Origin of the sequence: Bradyrhizobium arachidis (assembly GCF_024758505.1) — a bacterium.
Classification (GTDB): Bacteria; Pseudomonadota; Alphaproteobacteria; order Rhizobiales; family Xanthobacteraceae; genus Bradyrhizobium; species Bradyrhizobium manausense_C.
Map to the genome: position 1 here is coordinate 1,444,738 of NZ_CP077970.1, position 16,676 is coordinate 1,461,413.

Annotated in this window: 21 protein-coding genes; 13 read left to right on the forward strand and 8 right to left on the reverse strand. The window is 58.8% G+C overall.

The features are described from left to right. Positions 1-5: 5 nt before the first annotated feature. The 3 genes from KUF59_RS06490 to KUF59_RS06500 all read right to left on the reverse strand — a co-directional run bounded on the left by KUF59_RS06490 (position 6) and on the right by KUF59_RS06500 (position 2,208). Positions 6-641, reverse strand: coding sequence for a response regulator transcription factor (locus KUF59_RS06490; protein ID WP_258768880.1), 636 nt, complete (start codon positions 639-641; stop codon positions 6-8). A gap of 159 nt (positions 642-800) precedes the next feature. Next, positions 801-1,430: a response regulator gene (locus KUF59_RS06495; RefSeq protein WP_258768882.1), complete on the reverse strand. Its 630-nt coding sequence runs from the start codon at positions 1,428-1,430 to the stop codon at positions 801-803. A 280-nt stretch (positions 1,431-1,710) separates the two neighbouring features. Then, on the reverse strand, positions 1,711-2,208 hold the full coding sequence (locus tag KUF59_RS06500) for a sensor histidine kinase (RefSeq protein ID WP_258768883.1): 498 nt from the start codon (positions 2,206-2,208) through the stop codon (positions 1,711-1,713). Positions 2,209-2,733: 525 nt separating this feature from the next. Between KUF59_RS06500 and KUF59_RS06505 the strand changes: the two genes are divergently transcribed. Beyond that, positions 2,734-2,940: a hypothetical protein gene (locus KUF59_RS06505; RefSeq protein ID WP_258768885.1), complete on the forward strand. Its 207-nt coding sequence runs from the start codon at positions 2,734-2,736 to the stop codon at positions 2,938-2,940. Positions 2,941-3,049: 109 nt separating this feature from the next. Here the strand turns inward: KUF59_RS06505 and KUF59_RS06510 are convergent, their stop codons facing one another. Beyond that, a complete protein-coding gene (locus KUF59_RS06510) occupies positions 3,050-3,421 on the reverse strand; it encodes a hypothetical protein (RefSeq protein WP_258768887.1) in 372 nt (123 codons plus the stop codon). Here KUF59_RS06510 and KUF59_RS44245 point away from each other — a divergent pair. After that, complete coding sequence (locus KUF59_RS44245) at positions 3,308-3,691, forward strand: hypothetical protein (RefSeq protein ID WP_408918071.1); 384 nt, start codon at positions 3,308-3,310, stop codon at positions 3,689-3,691. The two genes, KUF59_RS06510 and KUF59_RS44245, sit on opposite strands and share 114 nt — an antisense overlap. A gap of 235 nt (positions 3,692-3,926) precedes the next feature. On the opposite strand, the gene KUF59_RS06515 is transcribed toward KUF59_RS44245, so the two are convergent. Then, positions 3,927-4,583 carry a nodulation protein NolW gene (locus tag KUF59_RS06515; protein ID WP_258768889.1) on the reverse strand — a complete coding sequence of 219 codons (657 nt, stop codon included), beginning with the start codon at positions 4,581-4,583 and terminating at the stop codon, positions 3,927-3,929. Positions 4,584-4,772: 189 nt separating this feature from the next. Here KUF59_RS06515 and KUF59_RS06520 point away from each other — a divergent pair, with 189 nt between their 5' ends. The 11 genes from KUF59_RS06520 (at position 4,773) to KUF59_RS06570 (ending at position 13,203) form a co-directional block, all read left to right on the forward strand. Further along, positions 4,773-5,288: a nodulation protein NolB gene (locus KUF59_RS06520; protein WP_258768891.1), complete on the forward strand. Its 516-nt coding sequence runs from the start codon at positions 4,773-4,775 to the stop codon at positions 5,286-5,288. A gap of 9 nt (positions 5,289-5,297) precedes the next feature. Beyond that, a complete protein-coding gene (sctJ, locus tag KUF59_RS06525) occupies positions 5,298-6,164 on the forward strand; it encodes a type III secretion system inner membrane ring lipoprotein SctJ (protein WP_258768897.1) in 867 nt (288 codons plus the stop codon). Positions 6,165-6,345: 181 nt separating this feature from the next. Beyond that, entirely contained in the window at positions 6,346-6,804 is a 459-nt protein-coding gene (locus tag KUF59_RS06530; RefSeq protein WP_309500935.1) for a nodulation protein NolU, read from the forward strand. Continuing rightward, complete coding sequence (gene sctL / locus KUF59_RS06535; RefSeq protein ID WP_258768901.1) at positions 6,801-7,424, forward strand: type III secretion system stator protein SctL; 624 nt, start codon at positions 6,801-6,803, stop codon at positions 7,422-7,424. The genes KUF59_RS06530 and sctL overlap by 4 nt, the downstream gene beginning before the upstream one ends. 44 nt (positions 7,425-7,468) lie before the next feature. Beyond that, positions 7,469-8,779, forward strand: coding sequence for a type III secretion system ATPase SctN (sctN, locus tag KUF59_RS06540; protein ID WP_258768905.1), 1,311 nt, complete (start codon positions 7,469-7,471; stop codon positions 8,777-8,779). Continuing rightward, positions 8,755-9,288 (forward strand): efflux RND transporter periplasmic adaptor subunit, encoded by a 534-nt coding sequence (locus tag KUF59_RS06545; RefSeq protein WP_258768907.1) that lies wholly within the window; start codon positions 8,755-8,757, stop codon positions 9,286-9,288. The genes sctN and KUF59_RS06545 overlap by 25 nt, the downstream gene beginning before the upstream one ends. A 233-nt stretch (positions 9,289-9,521) precedes the next feature. Then, entirely contained in the window at positions 9,522-10,400 is an 879-nt protein-coding gene (gene sctQ, locus KUF59_RS06550; RefSeq protein WP_309500936.1) for a type III secretion system cytoplasmic ring protein SctQ, read from the forward strand. Beyond that, the gene (gene sctR, locus KUF59_RS06555) at positions 10,393-11,058 is read left to right on the forward strand and encodes a type III secretion system export apparatus subunit SctR (RefSeq protein ID WP_258768917.1); all 666 of its coding nucleotides are present in this window, start codon (positions 10,393-10,395) and stop codon (positions 11,056-11,058) included. The genes sctQ and sctR overlap by 8 nt, the downstream gene beginning before the upstream one ends. 2 nt (positions 11,059-11,060) lie before the next feature. Further along, positions 11,061-11,336 carry an EscS/YscS/HrcS family type III secretion system export apparatus protein gene (locus KUF59_RS06560; protein ID WP_258768918.1) on the forward strand — a complete coding sequence of 92 codons (276 nt, stop codon included), beginning with the start codon at positions 11,061-11,063 and terminating at the stop codon, positions 11,334-11,336. An 11-nt stretch (positions 11,337-11,347) separates the two neighbouring features. After that, positions 11,348-12,169 carry a type III secretion system export apparatus subunit SctT gene (sctT, locus tag KUF59_RS06565; protein WP_258768919.1) on the forward strand — a complete coding sequence of 274 codons (822 nt, stop codon included), beginning with the start codon at positions 11,348-11,350 and terminating at the stop codon, positions 12,167-12,169. Next, positions 12,166-13,203, forward strand: a complete 1,038-nt coding sequence (locus KUF59_RS06570) for an EscU/YscU/HrcU family type III secretion system export apparatus switch protein (RefSeq protein ID WP_258768921.1) — start codon at positions 12,166-12,168, stop codon at positions 13,201-13,203. The genes sctT and KUF59_RS06570 overlap by 4 nt, the downstream gene beginning before the upstream one ends. Before the next feature lie 42 nt (positions 13,204-13,245). On the opposite strand, the gene KUF59_RS06575 is transcribed toward KUF59_RS06570, so the two are convergent. From KUF59_RS06575 to KUF59_RS06585, 3 genes are read right to left on the reverse strand one after another with little or no spacing between them, the layout of a single operon-like run. Then, the gene (locus KUF59_RS06575) at positions 13,246-13,911 is read right to left on the reverse strand and encodes a CpaD family pilus assembly lipoprotein (protein WP_258768923.1); all 666 of its coding nucleotides are present in this window, start codon (positions 13,909-13,911) and stop codon (positions 13,246-13,248) included. Between the two features lie 10 nt (positions 13,912-13,921). Beyond that, positions 13,922-15,388, reverse strand: coding sequence for a type II and III secretion system protein family protein (locus KUF59_RS06580; protein ID WP_408918072.1), 1,467 nt, complete (start codon positions 15,386-15,388; stop codon positions 13,922-13,924). Positions 15,389-15,416: 28 nt separating this feature from the next. Further along, entirely contained in the window at positions 15,417-16,106 is a 690-nt protein-coding gene (locus KUF59_RS06585) for a response regulator transcription factor (RefSeq protein WP_258768925.1), read from the reverse strand. Between the last annotated feature and the right edge of the window lie 570 nt (positions 16,107-16,676).

Consider the following 16,676-nt stretch of genomic DNA (forward strand, 5'->3'; position numbering starts at 1 on the left):
GCGCATCACGGGGCAACCAGTCGCTTGCGAATGGCATAGCGAACCAGCTCAGCCGTCGACGACATCCCGAGCTTGCGTATCGCCGATGCGCGATGCGTCTCGACCGTCTTCACGCTCAGCTTCAGGATGGTGCTGATGGACCTGTTGGTATGTCCTTCGGCAATGAGCTGAACCACGCTCTGCTCGCGCGACGTGAGCAGCATGGCCGACTTGTTCTGCTTGTTGAGCTGATAGTCGTGGAGTAGCTTCTCCAGCAGCAGGCCGGTGAAGTAAGGCCTACCGTCGAGCAGCGCCTCGATGGCGGAAATCAGGTGGTTCCTGGCATCCGACTTGAACAGGAACCCGCGGACTCCCACCAGGATGGCTTCGGTCAGCAGCTCCTCATTCTCGTGCATCGTCAGGATCAGCACTTCCGTGCGCACATGCAGCGCCTTCAGACGACGGCTGACCTCCAGTCCGTTCATGAGCGGCATCGAATAGTCGACGATCACGGTATCGGGCCGCGTCTCCAACGCCAATGCGACCGCCTGCTCGCCATTGGTGGCCTCTCCGCTGACGATCCAGTTGGAGCGGGTTTCGACAATCGCCCGCAACCCGGAGCGCACGACTTCATGATCATCCGCAATCACGATGCTCTTCACGACGTCGTTCCCGTATGCCGGCCCGCGAGCCCATCGGGCGATCGATGGAGGCGACCGGCAGAAAGATCCAGCGATCATACCGGCCACTGTAAGGCGGGTTATCCCACAAAACCCTGAAATCCCTCGGCGATTGTACTCAAGGGCCTCATACCTCGGGCCTCATACCTCGATCAGCCCCGCCCGCACCGCGTAGCGGACCAGTCCGGCTGTCGAGTTCACGTCGAGTTTGCGCATCGCGGCCGACCGGTGCGCTTCCGTCGTCTTGACGCTGAGGTCCAGCATGGAGCTGATGCCCTTGTTGCTATAGCCCTCCGCAACCAGCTTGACGACGAGCTGTTCCCGCGGGGTGAGCGCCTGCCTGTTGTCCGTGCCGGGGATCAGCCCGCGATCCAGTTCGTTCTGACAGCTTCTGGTACAGAACGGCTTGTGCGCCAGAAGCGCCTCGACCGCCGCCAGCAGCAGCTTGTTGGCGTCGGACTTCAGCAGGAAGGCGCGCGCACCTGCCTGGAACGCCTCCTGCGCGAGCAGGCAGGAATTGTGAACCGTGAAGATCAGCACTTCGGTCTGGAGCGGGTATTCCCTGATCCGCCTTGCGACTTCCACCCCGGTCATGCGTGGCATGGAAAAATCGACGATGGCGACGTGAGGTTGGTTGGCGATTGCAGCGGCAACGGCCTTGCTGCCGTCATTCGCTTCGGCGACCACCTCCCAATCCGCCCGTTGTTCAAGCACGGCCCGCAGGCCCGATCGCACTGCCTCGTGATCGTCCGCGATCAGAAACCGTTTCATGGCAGAGCACTCCAAAGTTCCTTGACACGGCGGCAGCCCAAAACGCCAAGCGCGAAAAGGCGACGGCGGCCTGCCCCGGTGATCAGTTTTCTTCTCTCACGATGTGCCTGCGTGGGCCCTCACGAGGGTTGTGGCCTTCCTGTTACGTTCGCTCTCGACGAAATCACGCGGGAACACCGCCAGCAATGTGGTGCCGGAGTGGCGCGCGGTCGAGTCGGACTGGATATGAAGCGTGCCTCCGATCTGCTGCAATCTGGCCCGCTTGGAATCCCAACGCCCATCACGGCCTTCGTCCGGATCTCGCACGGTCAGGCGGAAAGCCCTGCCCGTTGTCGCTGACCGTCAGTTGAAAATGGCAGCCGTTCGAGGCGACGGCGATTCTCTCCTCCGTCGCCTTCGCATGACGAAAGACGTTCGTGAGAGCCTCCTGGATGACCCGGAGCACCGAGTGCTCCTTGTCACGCGACAAGCGATCGATATCCGACGAAAACCTGGTCGTGACGTGCAGGGATGTCCGCGCGCCAAATCCCCGCGAATAGCGTTCGATCGTCGCCTTCAGACCATCGACGGTCAGATTCTGCGGGTGCAGCAGATAAGCAAACGCTCGGATCTCGCGCAGCGCTTCGTGGATCGAGGCATCGATCTTGTCACATAGCCACGCCGTACTGGCCTGGTCGTTCAGGCAGGTGCGCAGGCGCATCGAAGGAGATTCAGTTGGCTGACGAGGTCTGCAAATCCAAATCGCATCATCCGGTCGAGCATACTCTTCAAGGGACACTACAACATGGCCTTGCGTCAGCCTCAAGCCAGAATTGCCTACCAATCTTGTGAGTCTCGGCGGTTCGCTTGTGTGGTCCTGCAATAATCCGCGACCTCGATGAGAGTTTCTTGGTAGCCTCGTTGTTGTATTCGTTCGTGTACGATTTAGTCCGAAATGTACGCCACCTGACGAGAGAGTGCGGACACCTGCAATCGCAAACTCGGTGAGGCACGACTTTTGCCCGGTTTTCTGGCACGGCGATTGCTGCGGACACACTACGAAAAAGATAGCGGACAGAAGCCCATGGACGTCAGGCGCGAGCCTTGTCCGAGGTGTGGAAAGCCGTTGACTCAGTTTCTGGATTAAGCAGCAGGCACGCACCGATCTTCAGGTGCTTTGACTGCGACATGGTAGATGATCCTTTCAATCCACCTGATTGAGCTTGGATTGAGAGCAATTCTTGAGGCCGCTAAGCGACGAGCAAAATAACGCAGGCGCCATCCAAGGTGGCTGGCGCATCCATAGACATCAGGTTATCCGACCATGCTGACAGCTGACGAATGTCGTGATTTCTCAAGTCACTATAAGGCTCTGGCAGGAGCAGGTGACATTTCGCCAAAGCGATTGAGCGCTCTGATTAACATCTCGAAGAGCTTTGCAGGGTTGGCCAAGCAGCTTGAGCTACTTACAGACATCGTCAGAGAAGAAGATCGCAAGGTTCTGCCGTTTTTTAGGCATGATGGCGGCTAGGAACGGCAGGCCCGACCTGTTGCCGCAACGTACTGGTCTTCAACGGGGACGCACATAAGAGAGCCTCTAATGTCCCGAGCCACAACTTCGCAATCACAGAGACGCGTTGCTATGCCAAGGATGGACGCAAACAGCCACCGAGTGTCCAATGGCGGTCCAGCAACTTGCCCCCCTGATATTGAGCGATGATGAGCGGGCCGAACTGACGTCGCTGACGATGCGGCGGAAGACGGCGCAGGCGCCGGCTCTGAGAGCCCGGATCGTTCTGACCTGTGCGGTAGGTAGTCAGAACACGGAAGTGGCGGCCAAGCTCGGGCTGGGCCGGCAGACCGTAGGCAAGTGACGGCGGCGTTTTATGGAGCAGCGTGTGGCCGGGCTGCGCGACGAGCCGCGTTCCGGCGCGCCGCGCACGATTGACGACGCCAGCATCGACGCCGTGATCGTGAGGACGTTGGAGAGTTGTCCTGAGAATGCCACTCATTGGAGCCCCCGCGACATGGCGAAGACTAGCGGCCTGTCGGTATCGACGAGCAGCGTATCTGGCGGACCTTCGGGCTCTACCGCACTGGATGGAGACGTTACCGACCCGAACTTTGTGGCCAAAGTGCGCGATGTCGTGGGCCTCTACGTCTCACCGCGGGAGTACGCCATCGTTCTGTGTGTGGATGGGAATTCCCAAACTCAGACGCTTGGACCACAGCCAGCCGATGCTGCCGATGCGTGCCGGCCAGGCGGCCCGAAGGAGCCATGACTACAAAAGGCATGGCACCACATCGCTGTTCGCCGCCCTCGATATTGCGGCCGGACTGGTCATTGGCAAGTGCTACGGGCGCCACACACCGCCGAGTTCCGCAAGTTCGTGGACGAGATCGAGGCTGCCGTACCGCGCGAATTCGACGTCCTCTCCTTATGGAGTGCGCTGTAGGAGTTCGACAACTAGCCCTTAATCATCTCTGGCCTAGCGCATGCGCGGGCATGAGGCCGTCCTAGCGCGGGCTGTCGAAAGAATAGGGGCCTTCCGGTCGTCCATCCCGAATGATCATCATAGAGGAACCGCGAAATAACATCAGCACAGAGTCCCGCGGCGGCGTCTCGACAGCGCGTGGTCGCGCTTGCGCCTGCGCAACCAGCCCATTGAGCGTCTCATCCACGAGTGCAATGAAGCGGGGTGGACCGGACGCCAGGACCAGGCCATTTCCGGGCGCCGGTCTCATGATGTAGCGCTCGTCGGAGATGTTGAGCTCATCGATGGCCGCCGTGAACGCGTCGAAGCTGATCGGCCCCAGTAGAAGCAGACGAGTTTGCGCTTCCTTTGCGGCAGACACGTAAAGCACGAGTCCATCGTAGTACCACTGAAGATTGTACAGGCTCGTCAGATGGTCGAGGAATTCGCGCGGTGCCAGATCCGGCATGCGCCCGCGAATCCGACCCTTCACCTCGGCGCTGATGCTGACTCTGATATTGAGGTTGTTGCCGAATTCTTGCAGCGCGGCAGGAAGCTCCTGATCCACAACTAAATAGTGATAAGGCGTCGAGGGCAGCGACAGGGGAGCGCCGAGCGCCACCTGTATTCCGGTCGTAATGACAACCCCGACACACAGAACTGCGTTCAAAACGCACAGGATCATGGATCGCATGAGCATTCACGCTTTCTTTGACTTAGCCAACGGGAGTGAAGTCACGCAAACTTGGAGACCAAACGTGATCTTTAGATGACGCTGGACGGGGTGAACTCGTCAGCTTGTCGTCAGCTCGCCTCCCTAGGACATTGGGCTGTTAATGGGTCTTGAACGGCCGGTCTTATCACGTCTCGAAGAGAGCAAGGTCCCTCCATGATGATGTTAGGCGCTGCGCCCATTTCACCCACTCTTACCGAAGGTCTGTCCAAGACCTGCACGCCAACAGCGGTCTGCGAGCAGGTCCAGTTCCAGCAGAGCCTTTTGCAGGCGGCTTCGTTTCAAGACGTTACGCCTCCAGTGACAGAGGTAGCGCCTGTTCCCCCGACATCCGAAGTTTGGCGAACAACAACACAGGCCAGTTCCCTGGGCGAGCGCATCCTCCAGAATCTTTCCTCGCTGTATCGGGTCAATGCAGTTCCTCACGTCGCGGCCGGCGGTGGGGCCGCTCTTCCGAAGGCTGTAGAGCCTGGGCCGGCGTCGCAGCCCCTTTTGCGGCAACCGGGCGCGGCGGAAACACGTCTGTCGAGCGCCCCTCACAGCGTAGATAACTTCGAGGCAATGATGACGAATCTGAAGGATGTTTCTGACAGCGTCATCCAGGTTACGCTGATTTCGAACGGCATTGGCAGTATCAGTTCATCACTGAACAAACTGATATCGGCGGGCTGAGCGGGGCGAATGACTGGTTCAATCCGTCGCGAAAGCGGTCATGGTCGCCCATTCAACAAGTGGTTTCGCGGCCTGGCTCTGCTGCCGCTCCTTCTCCCCCTTATTGGTTGCAAAGCTGATCTCTACACCAAAGTACAGGAGCGTGAGGCGAATGAGATGCTTGCGGTGCTCCTTAAGAATGGGGTCGATTCGGTCCGTGTTGCGGCCAAGGACGGGACCAGCACGATCCAGGTCGAACAGAGCCAGATTGCCCTTTCGATCGACCTGCTGAATGCCGAAGGCCTACCGCGCCACTCTTTCAAGAGTCTCGGCGAAGTGTTCAATGCCGCGGGCCTGATTGCTTCGCCGACCGAGGAGCGCGCCCGTTACGTTTATGCCCTGAGCGAGGAGTTGTCGCGCACGATCAGCGATATCGACGGTGTTCTGTCAGCGCGCGTCCATGTTGTTCTGCCCAAGAACGACCTGTTGCGACGGGACGCCACGCCATCTTCGGCGTCGGTTTTCATCCGGCATGACTCCAAGGCCGATCTCTCAATCTTGCTGCCGCAGATTAAGATGCTCGTTGCCAACAGCATCGAGGGCTTATCCTACGACAAGGTGGCCGTGGTGTTTGTGTCGGTCGAGCGGCCTGCGCTCGAACAGCGGCCTGCGCCGGTGGCTGCATTCGCTCAAGCGCCTGGATTGATTTCAATGCCATTGCTTGCAGTTGGAGCGGGTCTCGGCGGGTCGGTATTCGGCGTGCTGTCTTACGTTTTGCTGAGCGCTCGTGTACGCCAGCGCAGGCAATCATCTTCCAAAGTAGCCGCCGTTGGCGGACGTTCGGCGGCCTCCGCTATAGAGGTCGTGCGCAAAGCGATTAACCCTAATGCGGGCTAGGGTAGCGTTCGCCATGGAGCCATCGAAGTCGTCCGCCGAGCGGCGTCGTTCATCACCATCGGTAAGTGTTGGCGAGCTCGCTGCCTCGATTCATCCGACCCGCCTTGCCGCACGACTTGATGCGAACCTATCGGCTGCGACGTTGGTACAGCTGCAGAAGAGCCCTAGGTTGCAGACAAGGATGGCAGGGTTGCTGCTTGACGATGAAGTGGACCTGAACGGACCCGTCTCGGGCCCGGACCTTCTGCGCGGACATGATCCGAAGCGGGCCGCTCTGCTCGCCGGCAGTATTTGGCATGCCCGTTCGCTGATAAAGCTGATCTCAAAGCAGGATGTCGCCGTGCTGATCGGGCGCGTCGGTGCGGAAGTGCAGGCTTTCGGTATCCGACATGCCGCGCATGCGGTTTCAACCAGCGTCATTGCCGATCCACAACAACTCGCGCAAGAGATTGATGACGATGGGCATGCCTGTCTCGGCGCCTGGCTCGACGAAGTGTCAGCGCCTGACCGCAGCCGCGTGCTTCTACGCTTAGCAGTCGGAACTACCGCCGACCATCCAGCAAACGAACATCGCGAAGCCGCAGGCCGATTGTTTTCCTTGGTTTTGGCCCATTTGGCGACGGAAGGCCAGGTGTTATGACAGCCGACGATTCCGCGCCGCCCTTAGCTCCGCACATGCGGCCGCTTGGCCCGCTCATAGAAGCGAGGGATCTCGAAATCTGGCAGAAGGCCGTGGATGCGCGAGCCGCAGCAGAGCGGCATCTGCAGCGCGTTCGCGGCTGGGCGCGCAGAGCTTATCAGCTGGAGCGAGCGCGCGGCCGTGCCGAGGGGGTGACGGCCGGCGCCGAGGAAATGGCGCAACTGGTCGCGCAGGCGACCTCGGAAGTGGCACGGAGAAACGCTGCTCTAGAGGAGGAGTTGCCGCAGCTCGTGATGGAGATCGTAACTGATCTGCTGGGCGCCTTCGATCCCGGCGAGATGTTGGTGAGAACGGTTCGTCACGCGATCCTGCGAAAATATGGCGGAGCCGAACTTTCTCTTCATGTGTCGCCCCTAAATGCCGATGCACTTGCGCGCGAATTCGCCGCGTGCGACGGACGGGAGGGCCGGCCGACCGTTCGAATTGTTCCGGATCCGGCGCTGCCCTCGCATGAATGCGTGCTGCGGAGCGAGTTCGGCAATGTCGATCTCGGACTTGCCGCACAGCTCCGCGCGCTGCGTCGTGGGCTTGGCTTACCTCCTGAGGCAGGCGAACTGTGACAGCGCGGGGAGCAAACCATGACAATCCCGATGGCGAGGGAAGCATGCACGCGGCGCTATCGCGTCTGCGATCGACAGCAAGACATGTCGACACGCGTGCCGTACGCGGACGGATCACGCGCGCGATCGGCACGCTCCTCCATGCAGTCTTGCCGGATGCGCGTGTTGGAGAGCTTTGTGTCGTGCAGGATCCGCGCACCGGATTCTCGCTTGAGGCCGAGGTGATTGGTCTATTGCCGGATGGCGTGTTGCTGACGCCGATTGGGGACTTGCTGGGCGTGTCCAGCCGCGCAGAAGTCGTCGCGACCGGACGAATGCATGAAGTGCCGGTCGGGCCCGATCTGCTTGGCCGGGTGATCGACAGCTTTGGCCGTCCTCTCGATGGCAAGGGCGCAGTCAAGGCCACAGAAACTCGTCCGCTGCGCGGCCAAGCTCCAAACCCAATGACGAGGCGCATCATTGAGCGGCCATTGCCACTCGGCGTCCGTGTCTTGGACGGTCTTCTGACATGCGGCGAGGGCCAGCGCATCGGCATATATGGGGAGCCTGGTTGCGGCAAGTCGACCTTATTGGCACAGATCGTAAAGGGCGCGATCGCCGACGTGACCGTGGTTGCGCTGATAGGCGAGCGTGGGCGAGAGGTGCGTGAATTCATCGAGCGGCATCTAGGGGAGGCAGCCCTTCGCCGCACGGTCGTCGTCGTTGAGACCTCCGATCGCTCGGCGATGGAGCGGGCGCAATGTGCCTATATGGCAACCGCGCTCGCCGAGTATTTTCGCGAACAAGGCCTGCGCGTCGTTCTGATGATGGATTCATTGACGCGTTTTAGCCGCGCGATGCGCGAAATCGGGCTTGCTGCAGGTGAGCCACCAACCCGGCGGGGCTTTCCTCCCTCTGTCTTTGCCATGCTGCCGGGTTTGCTGGAGCGTGCGGGCATGGATGAACGCGGCTCAATTACAGCCTTCTATACCGTGCTTGTAGAAGGTGAGGGTACGGGCGATCCAATCGCTGAGGAAACGCGCGGCATTCTCGATGGTCATATCGTTCTGTCACGCTCTATCGCGGCGCGCGCGCAATTCCCCGCTATCGATGTGCTGTCGAGCCGCAGCCGCGTCATGGATGCCGTGGTATCTGCGCCGCATCGCAATGCAGCATCCTTCTTCCGCGATCTGCTCTCACGCCACGCAGAGTCCGAATTTTTGGTCAAGGTCGGCGAATACCAGCAAGGCAGCGATCCGCTGACGGACCGGGCTATCGCCTCTATCGATGACCTGCGCAAGTTCTTGCGCCAGGGCGAAAACGATGCCTCCAGTTTTGAAGAAACCGTCACATGGATGTGCCGTCTGACCGCATGAGTTGCATTCACGCTTCGAGATTGCGGCACGTAAAGGAAATACGTGAGCGCAGTGCTCGGACTGAGTTGTCCAATATGGAGGCTAAATGCCGCATCAAGGCCTTGGCCGCGGAGCGCGCAGGGCGAGAACTTGCAATTGCAGAAGAACGTCGCGCACAGGCGGAAGTGGAGGTTTACGAGCAGCTGACATCGCTCGATACCGTTTCTGTTGTTGAACTCGATCGTCGCGAACTCATCCTTGAGAGGCTCTCAACTGAGGTCACGTCGAAACGCCAGGCGCTTGAGGACGCGCGTAGCGCTCAAAAGCAGGCCGAGACAGCGGCATCCGAAGGGCGGGCGCACTGGGCCAAATGTTCCGCGGCGACTGACAAATGGCGACAAATCGAGACCGACGTCCGGCGGGCGGTCGATACCCATGCGGAGGTTACAGCCGAGATAGAGGCCGATGATGAGGTCTCGCTTCGCTATGGGCGGGCTTTGCCCCACAAAGTGGCAGACGGTTCAATCTGATGAGCGCTAGTTCTCTTGCATCGCAAACGTGCCGTCTTGTAGACGTGCCTCCTGCAGATCCTGCGGACGAATACACGACCTACGAGCCATCACTCATTCTGACCCATACATTTGTCTCGTGGCTCAATAGCATCGCCGGACCCAGCACGCCTTTGCAGACGAGCCTTGGCGGTAAGCCGCTATCGGTGCGATTGGAACGACTTGTCTGGCAGGTGGAACCTTCCGCTATATCGATGCTCGACTGCGTTTGGGGCGTCGGAGATGAAGCGATCGTTTTGTCGATACCCCATGCACTTGCCGAGGCGCTACTCTCGGCAGTACAGAGCGGCCTAGCGTTGCCTTCCGAACCAAGTCGTTCGCTCGTTCTCGAACTTGCACTCGAACCGCTGCTGGCTCCTCTGGAGAATCAGATTCAGCAGGGGCTGCAACTGCTCCGTGTTCGAAAGGCCGAAACCACAGGGCCTTATATTGAATTTGGCATTATCTACGGTCCGGTCAGCAGCAAAGGTCGCCTGTTTCTTTTCTCGCCTCTTGATGGAGCGATACCGCCGGCGTTCCAGGCTTTAGGCGAGCTCTTCGGCCAATTGCCGCGAGAAACGCGCAAGCTTTCCAAAAAGCTTCCCATCATAGTTGCAGGAGAAATGGGGGCGCTCCGCGCTACGGCCTCGCTTCTTCGCAAAACGAATGCAGGCGACGCACTATTGCCAGACGTAATGCCATTTGCCCGTGGTGAGATCACCCTCACTGCGGGCCGGCTATGGACCATGGCAGATGTCGCCGGCAACCGCCTGATCCTGCGGGGACCATTTCGGTCGGTACCGCGACCTCTGGAGAACGCACTTATGACAACACCACCCGAACCGCAGCATCCGCCCTCGGAAGCCGACCTCGACGACATCGAGGTCAACCTCGTCTTCGAATGCGGCCGCTGGCCGATCACGCTGGGAGCATTGAGGAGCGTCGGGGAAGGACATGTGTTCGAACTTGGCCGGCCGGTCGACGGCCCGGTTGAGATCCTTGCAAACGGCCGACGTATCGGCACGGGTGACATAGTACGTATCGGGGACGAACTCGGCATCAGGCTCCGTGGCAGGTTAGCGGGCCATGACTGACGTTCAACCAGCAATCCTGGCGCTTCTTGCCGTCACGGCCGGGCTCGGCTTGTTGCTCTTCGCGGTCGTCACGACCACGGCGTTCATAAAGGTGTCTGTCGTTCTTTTCCTCGTTCGCAATGCTCTTGGGACCCAGTCGATACCACCGAACATCGTTTTGTACGGCGCGGCATTGATCCTCACCGCCTTCACCAGCGCCCCCGTCTTTGAGCAGAGCTATAATCGAATCGCCGATCTGCAGCTCCGCTATCAGACGCTCGAGGATTGGTTAAGTGCTGCGAAAGAGGGACAGGAGCCGCTGCGAGGCTATCTCAAGAAGTTCACCAATGAAGATCAGCGAGGCTTCTTCCTGTCTTCGACCGAACGTGTCTGGCCAGAGGAGATGCGCGGCAAAGCCACAGCTGATGATTTTGTCATTCTCGTCCCGTCTTTTCTCATCTCAGAACTCAAGCGCGCCTTCGAAATTGGGTTTTTGCTCTATCTGCCTTTTATCACGATCGATCTGATCGTAACGACAATCCTGATGGCCATGGGCATGTCAATGGTATCTCCGACAGTGATTTCTGTCCCATTCAAGCTCTTTCTATTCGTGGCGATCGATGGCTGGTCGCGTCTCATGCACGGGCTGGTGCTGAGCTACACAACACCGGGAGGTTGAGCATGGACGACACAACTATTCTCGCCCACATGAGCCGATCGCTCGTGCTTTTCATGATCTGGGTTCTGCCTCCACTCATTGCAGCGGCGGTTGCCGAAACCATCATCGGCATCCTCCAGGCGGCAACGCAGCTCCAGGACCAGACGTTGCCTCTGACTGTGAAGCTTCTCGTCGTCGTTGCGGTTATCGCTCTGTTTTCTCCGGTGCTGAGCGCCCCGCTTATCGAACAAGCCAAGCAGATCTTCACTGAGTTTCCCGGACTCACGGCGAGTTACTAGCAGTCGTCGCGATGTCTGACTTGTCAAGCGCCGAGACGCAAAGCCTGATCCAGGCGGCCATCGAACTCGTCGTTGCTGCCGGCCTTGGTGCAGCCCGTCCCGCGGGCATCATGCTGGTCCTTCCTGTATTTACGCGTTCGCAGATTGGCGGACTGATCCGCGGCTGCGTGGCCGTTGCGATCGAACTACCGTACTTGGCGCAAATCGGCGATGGCTTGAAAACGCTAGATCCGGACACACGTCTGGTCTGGATCACGCTACTGGGTTTGAAGGAGGCGTGTGTCGGCCTGGTGATCGGTGCCCTGCTCAGCATCCCGCTATGGAGCCTCCAGGCTGTCGGGGAAATCATCGACACCCAACGAGGCATCACCAGCGTGGTCGCGCCCGCCGATCCGGCGACACGCAGTCAGGCTTCGGCGACCGGACTGTTTCTCGGTATCACGGCGATCACCATCTTCGTCGTATCGGGCGGCCTGCAGACCATGATCAGCGTACTTTATGGCAGCTATCTGATCTTGCCAGTGTACCAGTTCCGGCCCACGGTGAGCGTGCAAGGAACCATTGAATTGTTCGGCGTGATCGACGGCATCATACGTACCACAATTTTGGTCTCTGGGCCTGTGGTGGCTTTCCTGTTGCTTGTCGATATATCAGCGATGTTACTCCAACGCTTTGCGCCGCAATTCAACCCGAAGGACCTGTCTTTGACGATCAAGAATATCGGCTTTGCGATCGTCATGGTCACCTACACCGTTTATCTCATCGAATACATGCAATCGGAGATCAACCAGTCGAGCCGCGAGTTGGAGAGGATCGAAAGGCAACTTAAATGAGCGATACGAGCGAAGAGAAAACGCTCCCCCCCTCCGACAAGAAGCTAAAGGATGCGCGCAAGAGAGGACAGGTTGCGCACAGCACCGATTTAGTGAGAGCCGTCAGCGTTTGCGGAGGTCTCGGCTATCTCTGGTTGGAAGCCAGTTCCATCCAGGACAAGTGCCATCAAGCGCTCATGCTAACTGATAAGCTGCTGGATAAGCCGTTCGATGTTGCGGTCCAGCTGGCAATGGGCGTCTTGCCCGAACTCGCTCTGGGAATCGTTGGCCCGTTCCTCGCCACTATTGTCGTCGGGGCAATTCTGACGACAGTCTTGGCCAATGGTGGAATGATCTTCTCCTTCGAGCCGGTAAAGCTGAAATTCGAGAACGTTGATCCCATTCAAGGATTGAAGCGCATCGCTTCCATGCGTTCCCTCGTCGAGCTTGGGAAGACCCTGCTCAAGGCCCTCGGCCTCGGTGCGATCTTCTTCGTCGTTGTTGTCGGCGCGTGGAAGACACTGGTCTATCTGCCGGCTTGCGGCATGGGCTGCTTCGGCTTCGTCTTCATGGAAGTCAAACTGTTGATCGGGATCGCCTGCGGTGCCTTTCTCATCGGTGGATTGATCGATCTTCTCATCCAACGCTGGTTGTTTTTGCGCAACATGCGCATGACCGAGAGCGAGGCAAAGCGGGAGTCCAAGGAACAGCAAGGTAACCCGGAAGTGAAACGGGAACACCGTCGTCTCCGGAGGGAGCAGGCGCGCGAGGCTCCGCTCGGGGTGAATCGGGCAACCTTGATCTTGACCGGGCAGGAGATGCTGGTCGGGGTACGCTACGTTCGCGGCGAAACCGGCGTGCCTGTCGTGGTTTGCCGCGGCGAGGGAGAAACCGCTTCAAGGCTCTTTGATGAGGCGCGGGCCCTTCATCTCACTATTGCTAATGACCACGCCGTGGTCCGTGAGCTGATCCGCAGCGCCAAGCTTGGTAACCCCATTCCAACCCAGTATTTCGAGTCTGTCGCAAGAGCTCTCCTTGCCGCCGGTCAAGTCTAGATCATATTGTGAATGAGATCGCATTGCAGAAGGACGTCGTCGCTATTGTGACGGCTGTCCGGCCGTAGTACCGGCTGACGAAAGATCTGATGGCGACTTGTTGTTAGCTGCCTGTCCCAAGTTGCTGTTATTGCCCGTCGCGAAGCTCTTGTATGTGGCAACGGGGATCGCCGCACGATTGCCGTCGCTCGGCATGACGGCCGCATTGTCAATCAAGTCACCGGGATCGTTGACCATGATAGCAAGGTTGTTGCGGATCGAGCAGCCAAGTGTCGGGTCGAAAGAATTGTCGTTCACGGAAGGACCGACGATCGACATCGACGGACAGACGGGAGGGTGCGCCTCATACGTAATCGCCTCGATTCGCGCGGCAAGGCGATCGCGCTGGGTGATGAGTGGGCCGTACAGGCGGATATTGTAAGCGGCAACGCCCATTGCGCGGGCTTCACTGGCTATCTGAGCTCCGAGCTGAGGCGGGCCGGCGATATTGAGATGGAGCGCGTCACGCCGACCGCGACTGGTACTTGCTATGAACTCCCGCAGGCGCTGCCGTCCGGCCCCTCGAAGGCTCTGTAACAGCAAAACGTTCTTCTCCTCTCGAACCAGGGTCGCTTGCGCAGCCGGCTCGACATAGGTCGGTGCACTGCTTGTGCAGCCGGCTAGACCCGCCGCCAGAGCGATCAGGGGGCATACGATGCGAAAGGTCATTGGCTGATCCTCATTCGGTGTTGTCGCCGGCGCCCCTAGTCGCGCTCGGTACGCTGGTGGCGGGAGCACCGCGACCGGGCGGCCGAGTTGCCAAATGGTTCGTCAGACTTCGCGCTAGATCTGAGGGCGGTGCGATGCGGTCGGTGGGGGCACTCATCGGCTTCGTGTTCGATCTTGGCCGCACAACGTAAGGCGTCACGATAATCACGAGCTCCGTCTCCTCCCGCTGAAACTGGGACGAGCGAAACAGCACACCAAGAATCGGTATGTCGCCGAGCCAAGGAAAAGTCGTGATATCAGTGTTGAAGTTGCGCCGGATTAGCCCTCCGATTGCAAAGCTTTGGCCGCTTGCGAGTTCGACGACCGTATTGGCACGTCGGGTGGAGAGAGCCGGCACGGAGATGCCGTTGACGGTGACAGCGCCTTGTGACGATAGTTCACTGACTTCAGGCTTCACGCGGATATTGATCTGATTATTGCTAAGAACGGTCGGTACGAACTCCAGGCTGACGCCGAAGTGGCGGAACTCGACGGAGACCTGCCGATTGTCCTGCAAGACCGGAATAGGAAATTCGCCGCCGGCCAGGAAGCTTGCGGGTTCACCGGACATTGCCGTGAGGTTCGGTTCAGCAAGGACGGAAGCAAGGTGTTCGCTTGCCAGTGCATCGAGTACAGCGCTGACGTTGACACCGCCGGCGTTCAATCCAATCCTTGCCGTACCGCCGCCCTGCGCCGCGCCGTTACCCCCACCGCTACCACTGACCAAGCCGAGGGTGAAAGGACCAGCTTGACCGAAAGCGGAGAGGTTGACTCCGAGCTCCTTCATGGCGCTCCGGGAGACCTCCGCCACGCGCACGCTCAAATTGACCTGCAAGGATCCAGCCACCTGGATCTTATTAAGGACGAGTGCACCCGAACCGAGAAACTGCTCAGTGACTTTCACCGCGCTGTCGACGATCTCAGCATTGGGCGCCGTACCGCTAAGGATGGCGCCGCGTGGGGTATAGCTGACTTGGATCGGATAGTCGCCGACCTGGGCTTTCAGCGTGGCACGCAGATCCTCGATCGGCTGCGAGACGACAACGCGTAGCTCAGCAAGAGCCTCCCCGTTCTCGTTCAGTGCGAACAGGCTGGTTCGTCCCGATTTCTTGCCAAAGACGAAGATGGTCTTGTTCGACGGCGCCTGATAATCCGCTATCGTAGGATCTGCGACAAAGATACTCGCGGCCGGCGCGGGCAGATGAATTGTCTTACCGAGCGAAGAAGAAAGGTTCAGCGTCCCGCTGATGCTATCAGGGACTGCACGCGGCGCCCCACCTCCATCATCGCGCTTGATCTGAGCTACGGCAGTAAGTGGGGATAGCAGTACGACCGCGCACAAAAGATGCGATAGATAAGGCAGAAAGTTCGACGAGAAGGCGTTGGCAACGATCGGTCCACCATTGGCGCCAGCATGCTTATCAATAATGACGTTCAAGATGGTCTTTTCTTTCAAGTTCGATTGACTACGCGGCCGACGCCGCGGATTTCAATTCAAGAATGTAGCCGATCCCGCGCGCGGTCTTGATCCGTAGCGTTGCACCGGACTGACTCAAATGACCGCGTAAACGATAGATCCCGACCTCAAGCGCGTTGGTCGAGACCTCGTTGTCAAATGCGTAGAGGCCATCTTCCAATGCCGCGCGCGCCACGGTGCGCCCTGCGCGGCTGAGCAAATGTTCAAGAATGCACACTTCGCGGCGCGCAATCTTCAGCGGCCGACCATTGACGGATGCTTGCCGACCGATGGGATCGAATCTTAAGTTTCCAAAAGTAACCACGGGCGACGTCATTTGCGTTGCTCGGCGCAGAGCGGCGCGCATCCGGGCAATGAGTTCATCAGGAGACACGGGTTTGGGCAGGAAGTCGTCCGCACCGCCATTGAAAATCGCGATCCGCCTACCGAGCTCGTTAAAGCTGCTCATCATCACCGCGGGCATCGAATACCCGTCGCGCCTCAACTGCTTCAGCCATTCCAAACCGTCTCCATCCGGTAGAATCAACTCGAGGAGGAGAATGTCATAGCGGGCACAACCAAAGGCGGCGGCTGCCTCGTCGAGCGTGCACGCCATGTCAACGGCAAAACCACAATCGGAGAGCGCCTGGTGTACAACACGCGCTGGCTCCGTCTCATGATCAACCAGTAGCGTTCGCATTTCATCCCCTCTTCTCAAGTCATGCCAAAACCACTGAGCACGTCATCCCGAACGTGACCCGAGCGAAATTGAAAAGTCCGGCTTGCACGTAAACCTTGGCAGCCGGAATAGACGAAGAAGAGCAGTGCTGGCCAATCGAACACTTGATCCGATCCATTGCAGTTCGGTTCGCATTTTCGATCTCCCGGTGTGGCTCACATGCATCTTGGTGACGTCCAATCTGGTCTTGCCACAGGGGCATAGGCGGCAATCAATCAAATGCATCGAGTGGCAGCACCCCCGCTTTTCGCTGCGACAATTTGGGAAGTTGTCACCGACATCATGAGGTATGATTGCGAGAGCACGATTGGTGAAATCGATTTTTTGGATGAAATGCATTTACATCGCGGATCGGTGACAATGGGTTCCCGGAGTCTCGATCTAAATCTCCTCATGCGGTTGATGTCCCTGATGACCGATCGCAGCTTTACTGCGGCAGGTTTGATGGTTGACGAGCGATGATTTAGGCGGTGTGCATCGCCGCCCGCCCGATTTGCCGGCCTCATGTGGCTGATAGACGTTCCGTGCTGA

Excerpts from the sequence above, each read along its gene's own strand:
- KUF59_RS06495 (WP_258768882.1), bottom strand. The coding sequence starts at position 1,430 with ATGAAACGGTTTCTGATCGCGGACGATCACGAGGCAGTGCGATCGGGC.
- KUF59_RS06505 (WP_258768885.1), top strand. The coding sequence starts at position 2,734 with ATGCTGACAGCTGACGAATGTCGTGATTTCTCAAGTCACTATAAGGCT.
- KUF59_RS06510 (WP_258768887.1), bottom strand. The coding sequence starts at position 3,421 with ATGAGTGGCATTCTCAGGACAACTCTCCAACGTCCTCACGATCACGGC.
- KUF59_RS06515 (WP_258768889.1), bottom strand. The coding sequence starts at position 4,583 with ATGCTCATGCGATCCATGATCCTGTGCGTTTTGAACGCAGTTCTGTGT.
- KUF59_RS06520 (WP_258768891.1), top strand. The coding sequence starts at position 4,773 with ATGATGATGTTAGGCGCTGCGCCCATTTCACCCACTCTTACCGAAGGT.
- sctJ (WP_258768897.1), top strand. The coding sequence starts at position 5,298 with ATGACTGGTTCAATCCGTCGCGAAAGCGGTCATGGTCGCCCATTCAAC.
- KUF59_RS06530 (WP_309500935.1), top strand. The coding sequence starts at position 6,346 with ATGGCAGGGTTGCTGCTTGACGATGAAGTGGACCTGAACGGACCCGTC.
- sctL (WP_258768901.1), top strand. The coding sequence starts at position 6,801 with ATGACAGCCGACGATTCCGCGCCGCCCTTAGCTCCGCACATGCGGCCG.
- sctN (WP_258768905.1), top strand. The coding sequence starts at position 7,469 with ATGCACGCGGCGCTATCGCGTCTGCGATCGACAGCAAGACATGTCGAC.
- KUF59_RS06545 (WP_258768907.1), top strand. The coding sequence starts at position 8,755 with ATGGATGTGCCGTCTGACCGCATGAGTTGCATTCACGCTTCGAGATTG.
- sctQ (WP_309500936.1), top strand. The coding sequence starts at position 9,522 with ATGCTCGACTGCGTTTGGGGCGTCGGAGATGAAGCGATCGTTTTGTCG.
- sctR (WP_258768917.1), top strand. The coding sequence starts at position 10,393 with ATGACTGACGTTCAACCAGCAATCCTGGCGCTTCTTGCCGTCACGGCC.
- KUF59_RS06560 (WP_258768918.1), top strand. The coding sequence starts at position 11,061 with ATGGACGACACAACTATTCTCGCCCACATGAGCCGATCGCTCGTGCTT.
- sctT (WP_258768919.1), top strand. The coding sequence starts at position 11,348 with ATGTCTGACTTGTCAAGCGCCGAGACGCAAAGCCTGATCCAGGCGGCC.
- KUF59_RS06570 (WP_258768921.1), top strand. The coding sequence starts at position 12,166 with ATGAGCGATACGAGCGAAGAGAAAACGCTCCCCCCCTCCGACAAGAAG.
- KUF59_RS06575 (WP_258768923.1), bottom strand. The coding sequence starts at position 13,911 with ATGACCTTTCGCATCGTATGCCCCCTGATCGCTCTGGCGGCGGGTCTA.
- KUF59_RS06585 (WP_258768925.1), bottom strand. The coding sequence starts at position 16,106 with ATGCGAACGCTACTGGTTGATCATGAGACGGAGCCAGCGCGTGTTGTA.